Source organism: Spirosoma flavum, from assembly GCF_042686045.1.
GTDB classification, from domain to species: Bacteria; Bacteroidota; Bacteroidia; order Cytophagales; family Spirosomataceae; genus Spirosoma; species Spirosoma flavum.
Window position 1 is genome coordinate 618690 of the sequence record NZ_JBHUOM010000001.1, and the last position, 16579, is coordinate 635268.

Here is a 16579-nt window from a genome sequence, read left to right on the forward strand (position 1 = left end):
TTGTTGGACAAGGCGCCTTGCTTTCACTTATTTTGCTACTGCGTTACCCGAATCACTCTCATGCGCCGGAATGCGCTTTTCAATTTCACCAACTCTTTGTTCTTGAGGCTAATAGAGTCTTTTGCCTGCTGACCTATGCTTCGGGCAACACTATCGGACATAAACCAGCCTAGTGGGTATTTATCGTTATAGGCTAGTCGTAATGTCAGGTAGTTGGTTTTAGGGTTAGTAAAGCGGTCCATGAACGAGTTGAACATATTGTCGCGGGTAGTGGAACCATTATCCCAGGCATTAAAAAAAGCCAGTAGTGGAACCTGGACTTCCTGCAATATAGATCGCTTCTGCGGTAGTCTGCCAATAGTGTTGCTGTTCTGAATAAAGAGAATGTAGGGAATTATTACAACTCGTTCAACCGTATCTAGCCGCCGAATTGAAGGAACAAGGTTATTTATAAGTTGAATACAGGTTTCGACACCCGAATTGTCAAAATAACCACCATCAACTACATGCCCCCCATAATGCTTTTCACGACCATTGCCCAGAATTGTGTCTTTCTGAATCAGGCCACCGTTGGTTACTATTGGAAAACGGCTAGATAGCGACGCGGCTGTTTTGAGGGGAACATCAGTCCCTATTACGTCCAGCGTTGATACTACATTTTTAAAATAACGCGGATCGAGTTGTAGGTTCGATGTGATGATTTTCTGACCCGATTCTGCGAGCGTTCCGTTCAGCAACAACGAAGGTAAGTTGTAGTTATAGCCGTTATACGTCTGATACAATTGCGTCAGCGACGAGTCGAGTGTTCGTAAACCAAGATTGTCTCCATAGGAACCAGACCAGGAATCTTCGAGCCATTTGGCGCGCTCCAGCGCGGGCAGTGGTACGGGCACAAGCCGCTGAATGGATTCTGGGAAGAGCAAAGCGGATGATACCGCTGATAAATAATCATCACGTATTACCTTTCTAAACTGCTCAAATCGGCCCGTCCGTTCGGTTTCGGCCACATCGCGCAGGAAGGCTGTATAAAAAACCGTTCCGACGCCCCCGCCTGATACGCCACTAAGCGCATACACATGACGACTGAAACCTGGAATGATAGAATCCAACCGAATAAGTGTTTCGGCAGTCCAGTTTAAGGCGCGGATACCACCACCTTCGGCCGCAACCAGCACTAATGGAATGGTATCACCTTCCTCCTGTCGTCGGGCAGCTACCCATTGGGCAAAATGAGCTTCGACTGTTGGGCGTTGCGAGATAGGTGGCACTGATGAATCAATAGCCTGTCGAACAGTCGTATTGTCATTAAAAGCACTAATCACAATCAAATAAAAGAACACCAGCAACACGAGTGGCCTATAGCGGTAGTCGTTGAAATAAACCACAAGGCTTCCCCAGAAAGTGTACATCGTGATGCCAAAAATGATAATGGCGGTGGGTCGTAGTCGTTTAGCTATTCCCCATTCGACAGGTAAACTCAACAGGGCAATTAGAAAAACGGTCAGCAGTAACCCGGCCGAAACAACCAATCGACCAAGAGGATGCCGCCAGAGCATTCGAATGTCTTGTTTAAAACTGGTATAGCGGTCTGGAAAGCGCCAGTGTTCTGGTAGTATAAAAACGGATACGTGCTGTTCGACCCACAGAAATAGAACTAGCATCAGTCCACCTTCGAGTAGTAACAGGTAGGGTTGCCAATGGTCAGGTTGCCAAAAAGCGTAGGCCAGAATCAACGCCGGAATTACACCCCCGACTTTGGGTAGCCATCGAAGTAGTAAATTACATTCGTTGTTAATGCGCAATCCAACAGGCGAAATATGCAGAATCATGCGTGTACTGCCATAGACAACCCAGCTCCAGACGAACGTACTAAGCACAATGTATTGAAAAAGACTATGAAAAACGCCGTCGTCAATTACAGCATTAATCATGTCAGCAGCTTGATCAGGAACAGTCAGAATGTATAGCGAAATGAGTAATGTGATAATAAGCACAAAAGCGTTTCGCTGCGTCTGGTAGAACGCAATTATGTAGTTTCTGACTTGCTGCGTAAAAGACTGTGAGCGGCTAGGTTGCACAGAAATTAGATTGATGTCTCAATGTATGGAATGTAATATATTGCCGTTTACTAACCATTAAAACACCATTTATTTTTGATGAGAAACGTCCATATACACCTTAAAAAAGATCTTTATATCTACCAATTTCTCTATTAGAGGTACTCATGACTATACACTTGCCTATCGTTATCACTAATTTAGACCTGGCTGAATACTACAACAAAAAGCCGCCCCGGTCAGAAATGACCGGGGCGGCTTTACACATACTATAAATCTATTGCAACGATTATGCAGTAGCTTTCTTTTTGCTACGGGCAAACTGTTCACGCGATTCGGTAATCGTTTCCAGTTCGTCTTTGGAACCAACAATTGCGGTTTGGTAACGGCGAAGGCCTGTACCAGCCGGAATCAGGTGACCCACAATAACGTTTTCTTTCAGACCATCGAGTACGTCACGCTTGCCACGAATCGAAGCCTCGCTCAATACCTTCGTCGTTTCCTGGAAGGAAGCTGCCGAGATAAAGCTATCGGTGCCTAACGACGACTGCGTGATACCCATCAACGTTGGCTGCGAAACGGCGGCCATTGCGTCGCGAACGGTCACAAGACCTAAATCACGACGTTTCAGACTGGAGTTCTCGTCACGTAGCTGACGGCTCGTCAGAATCTGTCCTGGTTTAACGTTTGGTGAATCACCAGCGTCCATAACCACTTTAGCATCAAGGACTTTATCGTTCTCCTCGCGGAAAGACCACTTATCCACAACCTGACCTTCGAGGAAGTTAGTGTCGCCAGAGTCGATGATTTCAACTTTCTGCATCATCTGCCGAACAATGGCTTCAATGTGCTTATCGTTGATTTTCACCCCTTGCAGACGATATACTTCCTGAATTTCATTTACCAGATATTCCTGAACAGCTGTCGGTCCTTTGATAGCCAGAATGTCGCTTGGCGTAATGGCACCATCAGATAGTGGAGCACCGGCCCGCACAAAGTCATTATCCTGTACAAGGATAAATTTAGACAGAGGTACGAGGTACTTCTTCTTCGTACCATCTCTGGATTCGATGAAGATTTCACGGTTACCACGCTTGATAGCACCATACGTAACAACACCATCAATTTCGCTTACTACAGCCGGGTTCGACGGATTACGGGCTTCAAACAATTCCGTTACACGTGGTAGACCACCCGTGATGTCGCGGGTTTTACCAACGTTACGTGGAATTTTTGCCAATGGCTGACCAGCTCTGATTTTTTGGCCTTCCTTCACAACAAGACGAGATCCAACCGGAAGGTTATAACTCTTTTGCAATGGACCACCTTCATTATCAGGTAAATGCAGCGTTAGCGTCGTTGTACCTTGTACGATAATGGCCGGGTTTTTCGCTTTATCACGGGTTTCGATAATTACCTTCTCCTGGAAGCCGGTTTGTTCATCGAACTCCTCACGGTACGTAATACCGTCTTCAATAGCGTCAAAGTTCAGCGTACCCGTTAATTCCGATAGAATTACGGCGTTATAAGGATCCCAGGCGCAAATATCGTCGCCTTTCTTCACCGTATCACCGTCTTTCACTCGAAGGAATGCTCCATAAGGCACGTTATTGCTAATCAGCACGACAGCGCGGTCGTTTGGATTCACAATTCGAACCTCACCCGAACGGCCCATAACGACCGTTTGCGTGTTACCTTCACCATCAGCCGATTCAACCGTCCGCATTTCTTCAAGCTCGATCACGCCATCAAATTTCGCCTTGATCGACGCATCTACTGCAATGTTAGAAGCAGTACCACCTACGTGGAAAGTACGGAGGGTTAACTGAGTACCTGGTTCACCAATTGACTGTGAGGCAATTACACCTACAGCTTCACCAATGTCTACCATGCGTCCCGATGCTAGGTTACGACCATAACACTTGGCGCAAACACCCTGCCGCGATTCGCATGTCAGTACCGACCGGATTTCGACCGTCTCGATGCTTGTTTCGTCAATTTGAGCAGCTACTTCTTCCGTTACTAACTCGCCAGAAGCAACAATCAACTCTTTCGTGAGCGGATCATAAACATCGTGAACCGTAGTACGGCCCAGAATCCGTTCTGATAATGGCTCAACAATATCCTCGTTGTCTTTCAGTGCCGATACTTGCAGGCCGCGTAGCGTACCACAATCGTCTTCGCTGATAATAACATCTTGGGCTACATCGTGCAAACGACGAGTCAGGTAACCAGCATCAGCTGTTTTCAGAGCTGTATCGGCCAGACCTTTCCGCGCACCGTGTGTCGAGATAAAGTACTCCAATACGTCAAGACCTTCTTTGAAGTTCGACAAAATCGGGTTTTCAATGATCTCACCGACTGAGCCCTGCAGGTTTTTCTGCGGCTTGGCCATCAGACCCCGCATACCACCTAACTGACGAATCTGCTCCCGCGAACCACGCGCTCCCGAGTGCATCATCATATAGATCGAGTTAAACCCACCCTGATCAGCTTCGAGTTGCTTCATCAGCGTCTCGGTTAACCGGGAGTTCACACGCGTCCAGATGTCAATAACCTGGTTATAGCGTTCATTCTCCGTAATCAGACCCATCAGGTAGTTATCCCAAACAGCCTGCACTTCAGCTTTCGCTTCATCAACAAGACCCTGTTTGGCTTCAGGAATCATAACATCGCTCAGACCAATGGATAGACCACCTTTGAATGCCATCTGGAACCCAAGTTCTTTGATTTCATCCAGGAATTGAGCTGTCCGTGCACCACCCGAAATCTTAAAGATCAGGGCAATGATTTGCTGAAGTTTTTTCTTGGTTAGAAGTTCGTTGATATAACCAACCTCCTCCGGTACAGCCTGGTTGAACAACAACCGACCTGCAACCGTATCAATGACTTTGTAAACCATCTCGCCACTTTCATCCCGGACTCTCACCCGGCACTTGATATTGGCGTGTTTGGAAACTTTACCTTCGTTGATACCAATGATAACTTCCTCAGTACCGTAGAACGTCATGCCTTCACCCACAATCGGATACTCAGGTATGCTCTTGCGGCCCTTAGTCACATAATACAAACCTAACACCATGTCTTGCGATGGTACCGTAATTGGCGCACCGTTGGCAGGGTTCAGAATGTTATGCGATGCAAGCATCAGTAACGACGCTTCTAATATGGCTTCTTGGCCCAGCGGCACGTGAACGGCCATCTGGTCACCGTCAAAGTCAGCGTTGAAAGCTGTACAAACGAGTGGGTGCAACTGAATAGCTTTACCTTCAATCAGTTTCGGCTGGAACGCCTGAATACCTAGACGGTGAAGCGTTGGCGCACGGTTTAGCAGAACAGGGTGGCCTTTCAACACGTTTTCCAGAATGTCCCAGATAACAGGGTCTTTCCGGTCAACGATTTTCTTCGCCGACTTAACTGTTTTGACAATACCGCGTTCAATCAGTTTGCGAATGACAAACGGCTTGAATAATTCAGCCGCCATATCTTTCGGCAAACCACACTCGTGCAATTTCAATTCAGGACCAACGACAATAACCGAACGACCTGAGTAATCAACGCGCTTACCGAGCAGATTCTGCCGGAAACGACCTTGCTTACCTTTCAACATGTCGGACAGCGACTTCAACGCACGGTTACCTTCCGAACGCACGGCGTTTACCTTACGTGAGTTGTCAAACAGCGAATCGACAGCTTCCTGCAACATCCGTTTTTCATTACGGAGAATTACTTCAGGAGCTTTGATTTCGATAAGCCGCTTTAGACGGTTGTTCCGAATAATTACCCGACGATACAAATCGTTTAGGTCAGACGTAGCAAAACGGCCACCATCAAGTGGGACGAGCGGACGTAATTCAGGCGGAATAACCGGCACCATTTTGATAACCATCCACTCAGGGCGGTTTTCAATACGGCCATTGGCTTCCCGGAACGCTTCCACAACTTTCAGCCGTTTCAGCGCTTCAGCCTTACGTTGCTGCGACGTATCGGTTGCAGCAGCGTGGCGTAGAGAATACGATAATTCGTCTAACTCTACCCGCGACAACAACATTTCCAGCGCTTCAGCCCCCATCTTAGCGATGAATTTGTTTGGGTCTTTATCGTCTAAGTGCTGATTGTTACCTGGTAATTTGTCAATAATATCCAGATACTCGTCTTCTGTTAAGAAGTCAAGTTGGTTGATACCGTCTTCCGCTTTTACACCAGCCTGCACAACTACGTAACGTTCGTAGTAGATAACCTGGTCGAGTTTTTTGGTCGAGAGACCTAGCAGATACCCAATTTTATTAGGTAGGCTGCGGAAATACCAGATATGCGCCACAGGTACCACCAGTTCGATGTGGCCCATACGCTCCCGGCGAACCTTTTTCTCGGTTACTTCAACACCACAACGGTCACAGATAATGCCTTTATAGCGAATCCGTTTGTATTTACCGCAGTGACACTCCCAGTCCTTCACTGGCCCGAAGATGCGCTCGCAGAACAAGCCACCCATTTCGGGTTTGTAGGTCCGGTAGTTGATCGTCTCCGGCTGTGTTACCTCGCCGTAGGAACTCTCCAAAATAGACTCCGGCGATGCCAGACTGATCGTCACGCTGGCAAAGTCGCTGTTGAGCTTTTTGTTCTTTTTGAACGACATTGGTTGGAGATTATAGGTTAAAATCAATCGTAGTCATCAGCCGTAGTCGTTAGTTTTTAACCAACGCTACCGACTGATGACTATCGACTACTCTAATGTAATTTCAAGTGCAAGACCACGCAATTCATGTACAAGTACATTGAACGACTCCGGAATGTTTGGCTTCGGCAGATTTTCACCTTTCACGATAGCCTCATACGCCTTAGCACGGCCAACCACGTCATCGGATTTCACAGTAAGAATTTCCTGTAGTATATGCGATGCCCCGAAGGCTTCTAACGCCCACACTTCCATCTCACCGAACCGCTGACCACCAAACTGCGCCTTACCACCCAACGGCTGTTGTGTAATAAGTGAGTAAGGTCCAATTGAACGAGCGTGCATTTTGTCGTCCACTAAGTGGCCGAGTTTGAGCATATAAATAATGCCGACTGTTACAGGCTGGTCGAACCGTTCACCCGTCAAACCATTGTAGAGGTATGTACGGCCGAACGATGGAAGACCTGCTTCGTCTAATTCGTCAGCTACCTGTTGCTCTGTTGCGCCATCGAAAATCGGTGTTGCATACTTACGATCTAATTTCTGACCTGCCCAAGCTAGCACAGTTTCATAAATCTGACCAAGGTTCATCCGGGATGGTACGCCAAGCGGATTCAATACGATATCGACTTTGGTTCCATCTTCAAGGAACGGCAAATCTTCATCGCGTACAATCCGGGCAACTACTCCTTTGTTACCATGACGACCAGCCATTTTATCCCCAACTTTCAGCTTACGCTTCTTGGCGATATATACTTTGGCCAACTTCACGATACCCGCCGGTAATTCATCACCAACTTCAAGTGTAAACCGCTCACGCTTAAACCGACCTGTGATTTCACTGCGACGATTGTTATAGCTTTTTACCAATGAAACGATCATATGGTTCAGCTTTTCATCTTCCGTCCAGTTTTCAAGATTCATGTCGAAGAGCAGATTGGCTTCTTCTGGCACGGCGTAGCTACTTTCATCACGGTATGCATTGCGATCTGGAAAGAGGTTATCCGTAATGTTTTTACGGTTAAACTTCACTCCTTTGCTCACAATCTCATCACCAAACTTATGTTTGGTACCCGCGCTGATTTTACCATCTAACAGCGAAACCATTTTTTCGATCATCCGGGCACGGAAGTCGTTCAACTCACGACCGTACTTCTTCATCAACGCTTTTACCTCATCTTTGTGCTTACCCCGATCTTCTTTGGCCGGACGCGCAAACAACTTGGTATCAATCACGACTCCTTTCAGCGATGGTGGTGCTTTTTTGGAAGCATCTTTAACATCACCGGCTTTGTCGCCAAAGATGGCACGGAGAAGTTTTTCTTCTGGTGTCGGATCACTTTCACCCTTCGGCGTAATTTTACCGATAAGAATGTCACCTTCTTTCACTTCTGTACCTACGCGAACGATACCGTTCTCGTCAAGGTTGCGAACTGTTTCTTCGCTTACGTTCGGAATTTCGGAGGTTAATTCCTCTTCGCCCCGTTTCGTATCACGTACTTCCAGCTCAAATTCTTCGATGTGAATCGAGGTAAAGATATCTTCACGCACAACGCGTTCTGAAATCACGATGGCATCCTCAAAATTGTAACCCTGCCAAGGCATGAACGCTACTTTCATGTTCCGGCCAAGTGCCAACTCACCAGCTTGTGTTGCGTAACCTTCACACAGCACATCACCCTTCTTCACTTTCTGGCCTTTCAGGACAGTTGGTCGAATGTTAATGCATGTGTCCTGGTTAGTACGACGGAACTTGATAAGGTTGTATGTTTTCCGATCTTCATCGAACGTAATTGCCAACTGATCCTCATCGAGGCTATACCGAACAATAATCTTGCTCGCATCAACGAACTCGATTACACCATCAGCTTCGGCGATTACTAATGTCCGCGAATCAACAGCTACACGACCTTCCAGACCCGTACCAACAATAGGTGCTTCGGGACGGAGTAGGGGCACAGCCTGACGTTGCATGTTCGAACCCATCAGGGCACGGTTAGCATCATCGTGTTCAAGGAACGGAATCATGGAAGCAGCTACCGATACAATCTGATTGGCAGCAATATCCATGAAGGTTACATTCTGCGGTTCAGCTATCGGGAAGTCACCTTCAAAACGGGCTTTCAACCGATCAACAGTGAAGTTTCCTTTTTTGTCGATGCCTGCGTTAGCCTGCGCAATGTAGTGGGTATCTTCCTCTTCGGCTGTTAAATACATCACCGGCTTATCCATCGCTACCTTACCGTTTTCGATAATCCGATACGGTGTTTCGATGAATCCCATGCTGTTAATTTTAGCATAGACACAAAGTGATGAAATCAACCCAATGTTCGGACCCTCAGGCGTTTCGATAGTACACAGACGACCATAGTGGGTGTAGTGTACGTCACGAACCTCAAAACCAGCCCGCTCGCGCGACAGACCACCCGGTCCCAGTGCCGACATACGACGCTTGTGCGTCACCTCGGCTAATGGGTTAGTTTGGTCCATGAACTGCGACAACTGGTTCGTTCCGAAGAACGAATTAATAACCGACGACAGCGTACGGGCATTAATAAGATCAACAGGTTTGAAGTCCTCGTTGTCCCGTACGTTCATCCGTTCTTTAATCGTCCGGGCCATCCGAGCCAAACCGACACCGAACTGTGCATATAATTGTTCCCCTACCGTCCGAACACGTCGGTTGCTAAGGTGATCAATATCATCGACAACGGCTTTCGAGTTAATCAGACCAATGAGGTATTTCACAATAGACACAATGTCTTCTGTGGTCAATACCTTCATCTCCGACGAAATATCGAGACCAAGTTTTTTGTTAATTCGGTAACGTCCTACATCACCAAGATCATACCGTTTGTCTGAGAAGAACAGACTTTGAATGATCTCACGAGCTGTTTGCTCATCAGGTGCGTCGGCGTTCCGAAGCTGCCGATAGATTTGCTCCACAGCCTCTTTTTCAGAGTTGGAGCTATCTTTTTGCAGCGTATTGTAAATGATGTTGTAATCGGCCATGTTCATATCTTCCTTATGCAGGATGACTGATTTTTGACCCGATTCTGTAATAACATCAATGTCGTCAGCCGTGATAGCTGAGTCGCGCTCCAGGAGCACCTCATTTCGGCTGATGGACACTACTTCGCCCGTATCTTCATCTACGAAGTCTTCCGTCCATGTACGTAGTACCCGAGCTGCTAACCGACGACCAATGGCCTTTTTCAGGTTGGCAGGCGTTGCTGGTACTTCTTCCGATAGACCGAACAAATCCAGAATGTCTTTATCTGAACCAAAGCCAATAGCCCGTAACAGCGTTGTAACCGGGAATTTCTTTTTCCGGTCAATGTACGCGTACATGACATTGTTAACGTCAGTTGAGAATTCAATCCAGGACCCCTTAAATGGAATAATCCGAGCCGAATAAAGTTTGGTCCCGTTTGTGTGCTTACTCATAGAGAAGAACACGCCCGGCGAACGGTGTAACTGCGAAACAATTACACGTTCTGCTCCATTAATGACGAACGAGCCTTTCTCGGTCATATATGGAATATTACCTAAGAATACTTCCTGCTCAATCGTTTCAAAATCCTCATTATCAGGATCATTATTCGTCAGGCGCAGTTTCGCTTTCAAAGGTACCGAATACGTCAGACCCCGGTCAATAGATTCATCAACCGAGTATTTCGGCGGATCAACTAAATAGTCGATGAACTCCAGCTTGAAGTTCTCGCGTGAGTCTGAAATAGGGAAATTTTCCTGAAAAACTTTGAACAAGCCTTCTTCCGACCGTTGGTTGGAAGGGGTGTCAAGCTGGAAAAAATCTTTGAAGGATTTAACTTGAATATCCAAAAAGTCTGGATACCCAATCACTGGCTGAATCGTCGCAAAATTTTTGCGCGTACTGATTTTCGCGTTTGTCGCCAAGATTGTGCTTCGTTTAGTTGCGTAACCGATTCTCAATGAGTGCGTTGCGAAGATTTGCCACGGCACTCGAACTAAGCGGCTATTCAGGCCCCGGGTGTTACCCAACCCAAGGGGCGTAAATAGACAACATAAGGCAATATAAATAAGTTTGTCTTTTGCAATAGCTTAGACAAAAAGTCTCCAAACAGGAAAAGACCAGACGTTGGTCTGGCCTCCCCTGCCTGGAGCGATATGCGAAAGAGCTATCTGCTTACTTAACTTCTACTTCAGCACCAGCATCTTCAAGTTGCTTGCGCAGGGCTTCCGCTTCGTCTTTGCTTACACCTTCTTTAACTGGTTTGGGTGAGTTGTCAACCAATTCTTTGGCTTCTTTCAGACCCAGACCTGTCAGGTCTTTAACTAATTTCACGACAGCCAGCTTAGCAGCACCAGCCGACTTTAGAACGACATCGAACGAAGTTTTCTCAGCGACAGCAGCCGGAGCATCAGCGCCTGCACCACCACCAGCTACCATTACGGGAGCGGCAGCAGCCGGTTCGATACCATACTCATCCTTCAGGATGGTAGCCAGTTCGTTAACTTCCTTAACTGTCAGGCTTACAAGCTGCTCCGCGAACGCTTTCAAATCTGCCATTGTAGTATTTTTTTTATTTGATTGTGATACAATATTGAAAATTAGATGCCGGAAAAACTAAGCTGCTTCCTCGCGCTCCGACAGCGTTTTGAGGATACCGGCCAATTTGTTGCCACCGCTTTGCAACGCCGAAATGACGTTTTTGGCAGGTGATTGCAACAGACCGATGATTTCGCCAATCAACTCTTCTTTGCTCTTCAGTGCGATGAGCATATCAAGTTGGTCAGCACCAATAAATAGACTGTAATCAATAGAGGCAGCCTTTAGTTGCAGCTTGTCGCTCGTTTTACGGAACTCCTTAATAAGCTTAGCCGGTGCTTTGCCATTTTCAGGGTGAAACATCACCGCCGACTGACCATGCAGCACCGTATCGTTGAACGGCGTATAATCCGTATCGAGGGTTTCAAGTGCTTTCTTGATGAAACTGTTTTTCACCACTCTGTACTCAATACCTCTTTCAAAACACATCCGACGAAGGTTGTTGGTTTCAGCAACCGTCATGCCATTGGCCTCCGTGATGTAGAAGAAGGGAATAGACTGGAACTTGCCAGTTAATTCCTCAATAATTACTCCTTTGTCCTCGCGCTTCATGGCTTAAATTCCGGCTACTGTGCCTTTATCAATCGTTACTCCCGGACTCATTGTGCTCGACAGGTTAATCGTTTTTACATACGTTCCTTTAGCCGATGAAGGCTTCAGTCGCATTAATGTAGCCATGATCTCCTGCGCGTTTTCGGCCAGTTTCTCTGGCGTGAACGATACTTTACCAATACTGGTGTGAATGATGCCGGTTTTATCAACTTTGAAGTCAATTTTACCCGCTTTCACCTCACGAACAGCCTTCGCTACGTCGGGAGTTACCGTACCCGATTTCGGGTTTGGCATCAATCCGCGTGGACCCAGCACTTTACCTAGGCGACCAACTTTAGCCATGACACTCGGCATCGTGATAATCACGTCGATGTCAGTCCAGCCTTGTTCGATTTTCTGGATATAGTCATCCAGACCTACGTAGTCAGCACCTGCTTCTTTCGCTTCGTTTTCCTTGTCTGGGGTGCAAAGCACCAAAACGCGAATCTTTTTGCCCGTACCATGTGGAAGCGTAGCGACGCCACGAACCATCTGGTCGGCCTTACGCGGGTCAACGCCCAACCGAACGTCAATATCCACGGAAGCATCAAACTTAGCGGACGAAATTTCCTTCAGAATCTCAGCCGCCTGTTGGAGCGAGTATTCTTTAGCAGCATCGTACTTCGATTTAGCTTCCTTTTGTTTTTTCGTTAACTTAGCCATGTCTGTGTTTGCTTCGGCAAGTCTATTAGTTCTCGAAGGGCGCTGTGCCCGTCACCGTGATTCCCATACTGCGGGCCGTACCGGCCACCTGCTTCATTGCTGACTCCACCGTAAAGGCGTTCAAATCGGGCATCTTTGTTTCCGCGATAGTCCGAATTTGCTCCCATGATACAGAGCCCACTTTGTTGCGGTTTGGTTGAGCAGAGCCGCTTTTCAGCTTAGCTGCTTCCAACAGCAGAATCGGTGCCGGCGGAGTCTTGATAACGAAATCAAAGGATTTGTCCTTATAATACGTAATCAAAACAGGCAGTACCGTACCCACCTTATCCTGCGTCCGACCGTTGAACTGCTTACAGAATTCCATGATATTTAAACCCTTGGAACCCAGTGCCGGACCAATTGGAGGTGAGGGGTTGGCTTGCCCGCCTTTGACTTGCAGCTTTACGTAGCCACCTACTTCTTTTGCCATTGTGATAATTGAGTTACGGTTTAAAACTTACGTTGCATGGGGGTCAGTCACATAACCGGTCCGTGTTCCTTCATAATAAACCAACTTGTTTTGATCGTTTGTCCTCTGAGGGAAGCATAGGACGCCGGATCACGGAAACTGATATAAAATCAATTTTCCTTTTCTACTTGCGCGTAACTGAGTTCTACCGGTGTATTCCGGCCAAATATTTTTACAACGACGTTTACTTTCTTTCGGTCGTCGAATACTTCTTCTACAGTGCCAATGAAACCACCAAAGGGTCCATCAACAACTTTTACCGATTCTCCTTTGATGTAAGCAACGGTTGGCGTAGCAACTTCCTGCGCTTCTTCGTGTACTTTACCCAAAATACGATTCACTTCGGCCTGACGTAACGGAACGGGAACTTTAGAGGTGGTTCCTACTTGCGAATTACCCAAAAATCCCAATACTCCCGGCATATTCAGAATCATGTCGAGGGCCCGGTTATTACCCAGATCAGCCGAAATTAAGATGTACCCAGGGAAAAATGATTTTTCCCGAACACGCTTCTTGCCGTTGCGCATTTCGTACACCTTTTCTGCCGGAATAAGAACTTGCGGAATTACTTCGTCCAACTTCTGCCGGATAATTTCGTTATCGAGATAAGATTTGATTTTCTTCTCTTGCCCCGATATTGCCCGTATGACGTACCACTGTATGCCGCTCATGTTATTATTTGCGACCGCGTGGGCGGCCCCCGTTATGGTTTACGATTTGTGATCTGCAAAGCCGATAAAATCGTACTTTGTAAACCGTATCTCGTAAATCAATTTAGAATGACTGATAAAATGCGTTCAGTCCGTTCTCAAATACTAAATCTATTAGACCGACCAATAGCGCAAAAATCAGCGATGCTACCAGTACCAGCGTTGAACTGGATTGCAGATCGCTGAATTTAGGCCAAGTCACGTTGTGCTGAACTTCCTCCCAAGAGGCTTTCAGAAACGATATAAACTTGTCCATATTAAAGTGAGGGATTGGCACGGGTGGAGAGATTCGAACTCCCATCAACGGTTTTGGAGACCGCTATTCTACCCTTGAACTACACCCGTTTGTTATAATTACAAAAACGTCCGTATCGGCGTGCTTCCGAAACGGACTGCAAAAGTACGAAACATTTTCAAAAAACAAGTGCATTTCTGTTGAGAAATGCACTTGTTTTGAGTTATTTTACCTTAATCGAGGATTTCTGTTACCTGACCAGCCCCTACAGTACGGCCACCTTCGCGAATGGCGAAACGAAGACCTTTTTCCATAGCGATTTTATTGATCAGACTTACTTCAATCGTGATGTTATCACCTGGCATTACCATCTCAACGTTAGCAGGCAACATAATTTCGCCCGTTACGTCAGTGGTGCGGAAGTAAAACTGTGGACGGTACTTGTTGAAGAATGGAGTATGACGACCACCTTCTTCTTTCGACAGTACATAAATCTCAGCCTTAAATTTAGCATGCGGAGTTACCGAACCTGGCTTGCAAATTACCATACCACGACGGATATCGGCTTTTTCAATACCACGAAGCAACAAACCTACGTTGTCACCGGCTTCGCCACGGTCCAGAATTTTCCGGAACATTTCAACACCCGTTACAACTGACTTCAGGTTTTCAGCACCCATACCCAGGATTTCAACCTGTTCGCCAGAGTTGATAATACCCCGTTCGATACGACCTGTAGCAACTGTACCGCGACCTGTGATCGAGAATACATCTTCTACCGGCATCAGGAAAGGTAATTCCGTTTGACGAGGAGGCAGTGGGATAAAGCTATCAACACTATCCATCAACTCTTCAATGGTTTTAACCCACTGTGCATCACCGTTTAGACCGCCAAGCGCCGATCCTTGAATAACAGGGATATTGTCGCCATCGTAATTATAAAAGCTTAGCAGCTCGCGGATTTCCATCTCAACGAGTTCAAGCAATTCAGGATCGTCAACCATGTCCACTTTATTCATGAACACAACAAGCTGAGGCACACCAACCTGGCGGGCAAGCAGGATGTGCTCACGTGTTTGTGGCATTGGGCCGTCCGTTGCTGCTACCACAAGGATAGCACCGTCCATTTGGGCAGCACCTGTTACCATGTTTTTCACATAGTCGGCGTGACCTGGGCAATCAACGTGCGCGTAGTGACGATTTACCGTTGAATACTCAACGTGCGATGTATTAATGGTGATACCACGCTCTTTTTCTTCCGGAGCGTTGTCAATTGAGGAGAAATCCCGAATTGCGGCTAGACCCTTTCCGGCCAGCACTTTCGTAATGGCAGCCGTCAGCGTCGTTTTACCGTGGTCAACGTGACCAATCGTACCGATGTTTACGTGCGGTTTCGAGCGGTCAAAATTTTCTTTTGCCATGTTTTTAAAACGCTATTGTGAACTGTTTTTTTATTGGATGAAACTCGCTGAAAATAAACTAAACCCAGCGGGATCATCCTCGTTTGAGGACTAATACCATTTGGGCTTAATACCGCACGGGCGGCCCCGTCAAAAAGACTTCACGAAGAAGCCTTGAGCCGTTACGGGGACTTGAACCCCGGACCTCTTCCTTACCAAGGAAGTGCTCTACCGCTGAGCTATAACGGCATGTCTTTAACAGTGTTCAATCAAATCATTAGAGCGGAAGACGGGTCTCGAACCCGCAACCTATAGCTTGGAAGGCTATCGCTCTACCAATTGAGCTACTTCCGCAAAGATTTATTGTGGGGAGTGGAGGATTCGAACCTCCGAAGGCGTACACCAGCAGATTTACAGTCTGATCCATTTGGCCACTCTGGAAACTCCCCAAAAAACACTGTTAAAGAACATTTTCCGCACCGTTTCCGGTTTGGAGTTGCAAAATTACACGATTTTACGATGTTGTCAACAGATGCTTTAAAATAATTTATAGAAAGTGGCTTTTAGTGCAGCAATTGAGTTAATAACTTTCCATTCGGGTAGAGTATGTCGGTAATACGCCACCGACCACTTAAGCGCTGCATATCAACTCTAAGTTCTTCTGGTTTAGCGTCATTTTCGAATGTTACGTACACGATTGCCCTTGAACCTCCTATGACAGCGGGCAAAACCCACATCTTTTTGATGGCTGCGTCTGGTGCGTTAAAAAGCAAATTTATTTTCGACCGATTTACTTTAGTTGATGATTTCTTACCATCGCTCCATATAAGGTCGGCGGTGGGTTTTGCAAAAAACTGGTCTATTAAAGAACGGTCTTTTGTTTCCCGCATAGGATTTTCCGTTTTGTTGTGCTCAAAGTAGAGTGCTCTCACCAAACGATCAGCCGCTGTGCGAGGTGCATCGGGTCCGGGTCGTTTTGCCAGTATCGTCGCACTATCTTCCGATGCTGTGGCGGTGGTCGATGTAGTTTGCGTTTCCTGCTTCGGTTTAGTCTGACACGATACGGCAAAAAAAAGCAAGAGTATAAGAAGTCGTGAAATAGGCATAAAAGAGGTGGTTAGGAGGTGTAGACATTGATTTTTCTGG

At 46.7% G+C, this 16579-nt stretch carries 11 protein-coding genes and 4 tRNA genes; all 15 read right to left on the reverse strand.

What is annotated here, in order from left to right; genetic code table 11:
• Positions 1–35: 35 nt before the first annotated feature.
• The 15 genes from ACFS25_RS02455 to ACFS25_RS02525 all read right to left on the reverse strand — a co-directional run bounded on the left by ACFS25_RS02455 (position 36) and on the right by ACFS25_RS02525 (position 16539).
• Positions 36–2078 (reverse strand): hypothetical protein, encoded by a 2043-nt coding sequence (locus tag ACFS25_RS02455; RefSeq protein WP_381496816.1) that lies wholly within the window; start codon positions 2076–2078, stop codon positions 36–38.
• 268 nt (positions 2079–2346) lie between these two features.
• The gene (gene rpoC / locus ACFS25_RS02460) at positions 2347–6696 is read right to left on the reverse strand and encodes a DNA-directed RNA polymerase subunit beta' (RefSeq protein WP_381496817.1); all 4350 of its coding nucleotides are present in this window, start codon (positions 6694–6696) and stop codon (positions 2347–2349) included.
• Between the two features lie 87 nt (positions 6697–6783).
• Positions 6784–10653, reverse strand: a complete 3870-nt coding sequence (rpoB, locus tag ACFS25_RS02465; protein WP_381496818.1) for a DNA-directed RNA polymerase subunit beta — start codon at positions 10651–10653, stop codon at positions 6784–6786.
• 250 nt (positions 10654–10903) lie between these two features.
• Positions 10904–11287 (reverse strand): 50S ribosomal protein L7/L12, encoded by a 384-nt coding sequence (rplL, locus tag ACFS25_RS02470; RefSeq protein WP_381496819.1) that lies wholly within the window; start codon positions 11285–11287, stop codon positions 10904–10906.
• A gap of 57 nt (positions 11288–11344) precedes the next feature.
• Positions 11345–11878 (reverse strand): 50S ribosomal protein L10, encoded by a 534-nt coding sequence (gene rplJ / locus ACFS25_RS02475; protein WP_381496820.1) that lies wholly within the window; start codon positions 11876–11878, stop codon positions 11345–11347.
• 3 nt (positions 11879–11881) lie between these two features.
• Positions 11882–12580, reverse strand: coding sequence for a 50S ribosomal protein L1 (rplA, locus tag ACFS25_RS02480; RefSeq protein WP_381496821.1), 699 nt, complete (start codon positions 12578–12580; stop codon positions 11882–11884).
• 25 nt (positions 12581–12605) lie between these two features.
• The gene (gene rplK / locus ACFS25_RS02485) at positions 12606–13049 is read right to left on the reverse strand and encodes a 50S ribosomal protein L11 (protein WP_381496822.1); all 444 of its coding nucleotides are present in this window, start codon (positions 13047–13049) and stop codon (positions 12606–12608) included.
• Between the two features lie 149 nt (positions 13050–13198).
• The gene (gene nusG, locus ACFS25_RS02490; RefSeq protein ID WP_381496823.1) at positions 13199–13759 is read right to left on the reverse strand and encodes a transcription termination/antitermination protein NusG; all 561 of its coding nucleotides are present in this window, start codon (positions 13757–13759) and stop codon (positions 13199–13201) included.
• Between the two features lie 103 nt (positions 13760–13862).
• A complete protein-coding gene (gene secE / locus ACFS25_RS02495) occupies positions 13863–14054 on the reverse strand; it encodes a preprotein translocase subunit SecE (protein WP_012928967.1) in 192 nt (63 codons plus the stop codon).
• Positions 14055–14069: 15 nt separating this feature from the next.
• Positions 14070–14143, reverse strand: a tRNA-Trp gene (locus ACFS25_RS02500).
• Between the two features lie 123 nt (positions 14144–14266).
• Positions 14267–15454, reverse strand: a complete 1188-nt coding sequence (gene tuf / locus ACFS25_RS02505) for an elongation factor Tu (protein ID WP_381496824.1) — start codon at positions 15452–15454, stop codon at positions 14267–14269.
• A gap of 156 nt (positions 15455–15610) precedes the next feature.
• Positions 15611–15682: transfer RNA gene (locus ACFS25_RS02510), tRNA-Thr, on the reverse strand.
• Between the two features lie 32 nt (positions 15683–15714).
• A tRNA-Gly gene (locus ACFS25_RS02515) sits at positions 15715–15787 on the reverse strand.
• Positions 15788–15799: 12 nt separating this feature from the next.
• Positions 15800–15882: transfer RNA gene (locus tag ACFS25_RS02520), tRNA-Tyr, on the reverse strand.
• Between the two features lie 114 nt (positions 15883–15996).
• Positions 15997–16539: a hypothetical protein gene (locus ACFS25_RS02525; RefSeq protein WP_381496825.1), complete on the reverse strand. Its 543-nt coding sequence runs from the start codon at positions 16537–16539 to the stop codon at positions 15997–15999.
• Positions 16540–16579 lie beyond the last annotated feature (40 nt).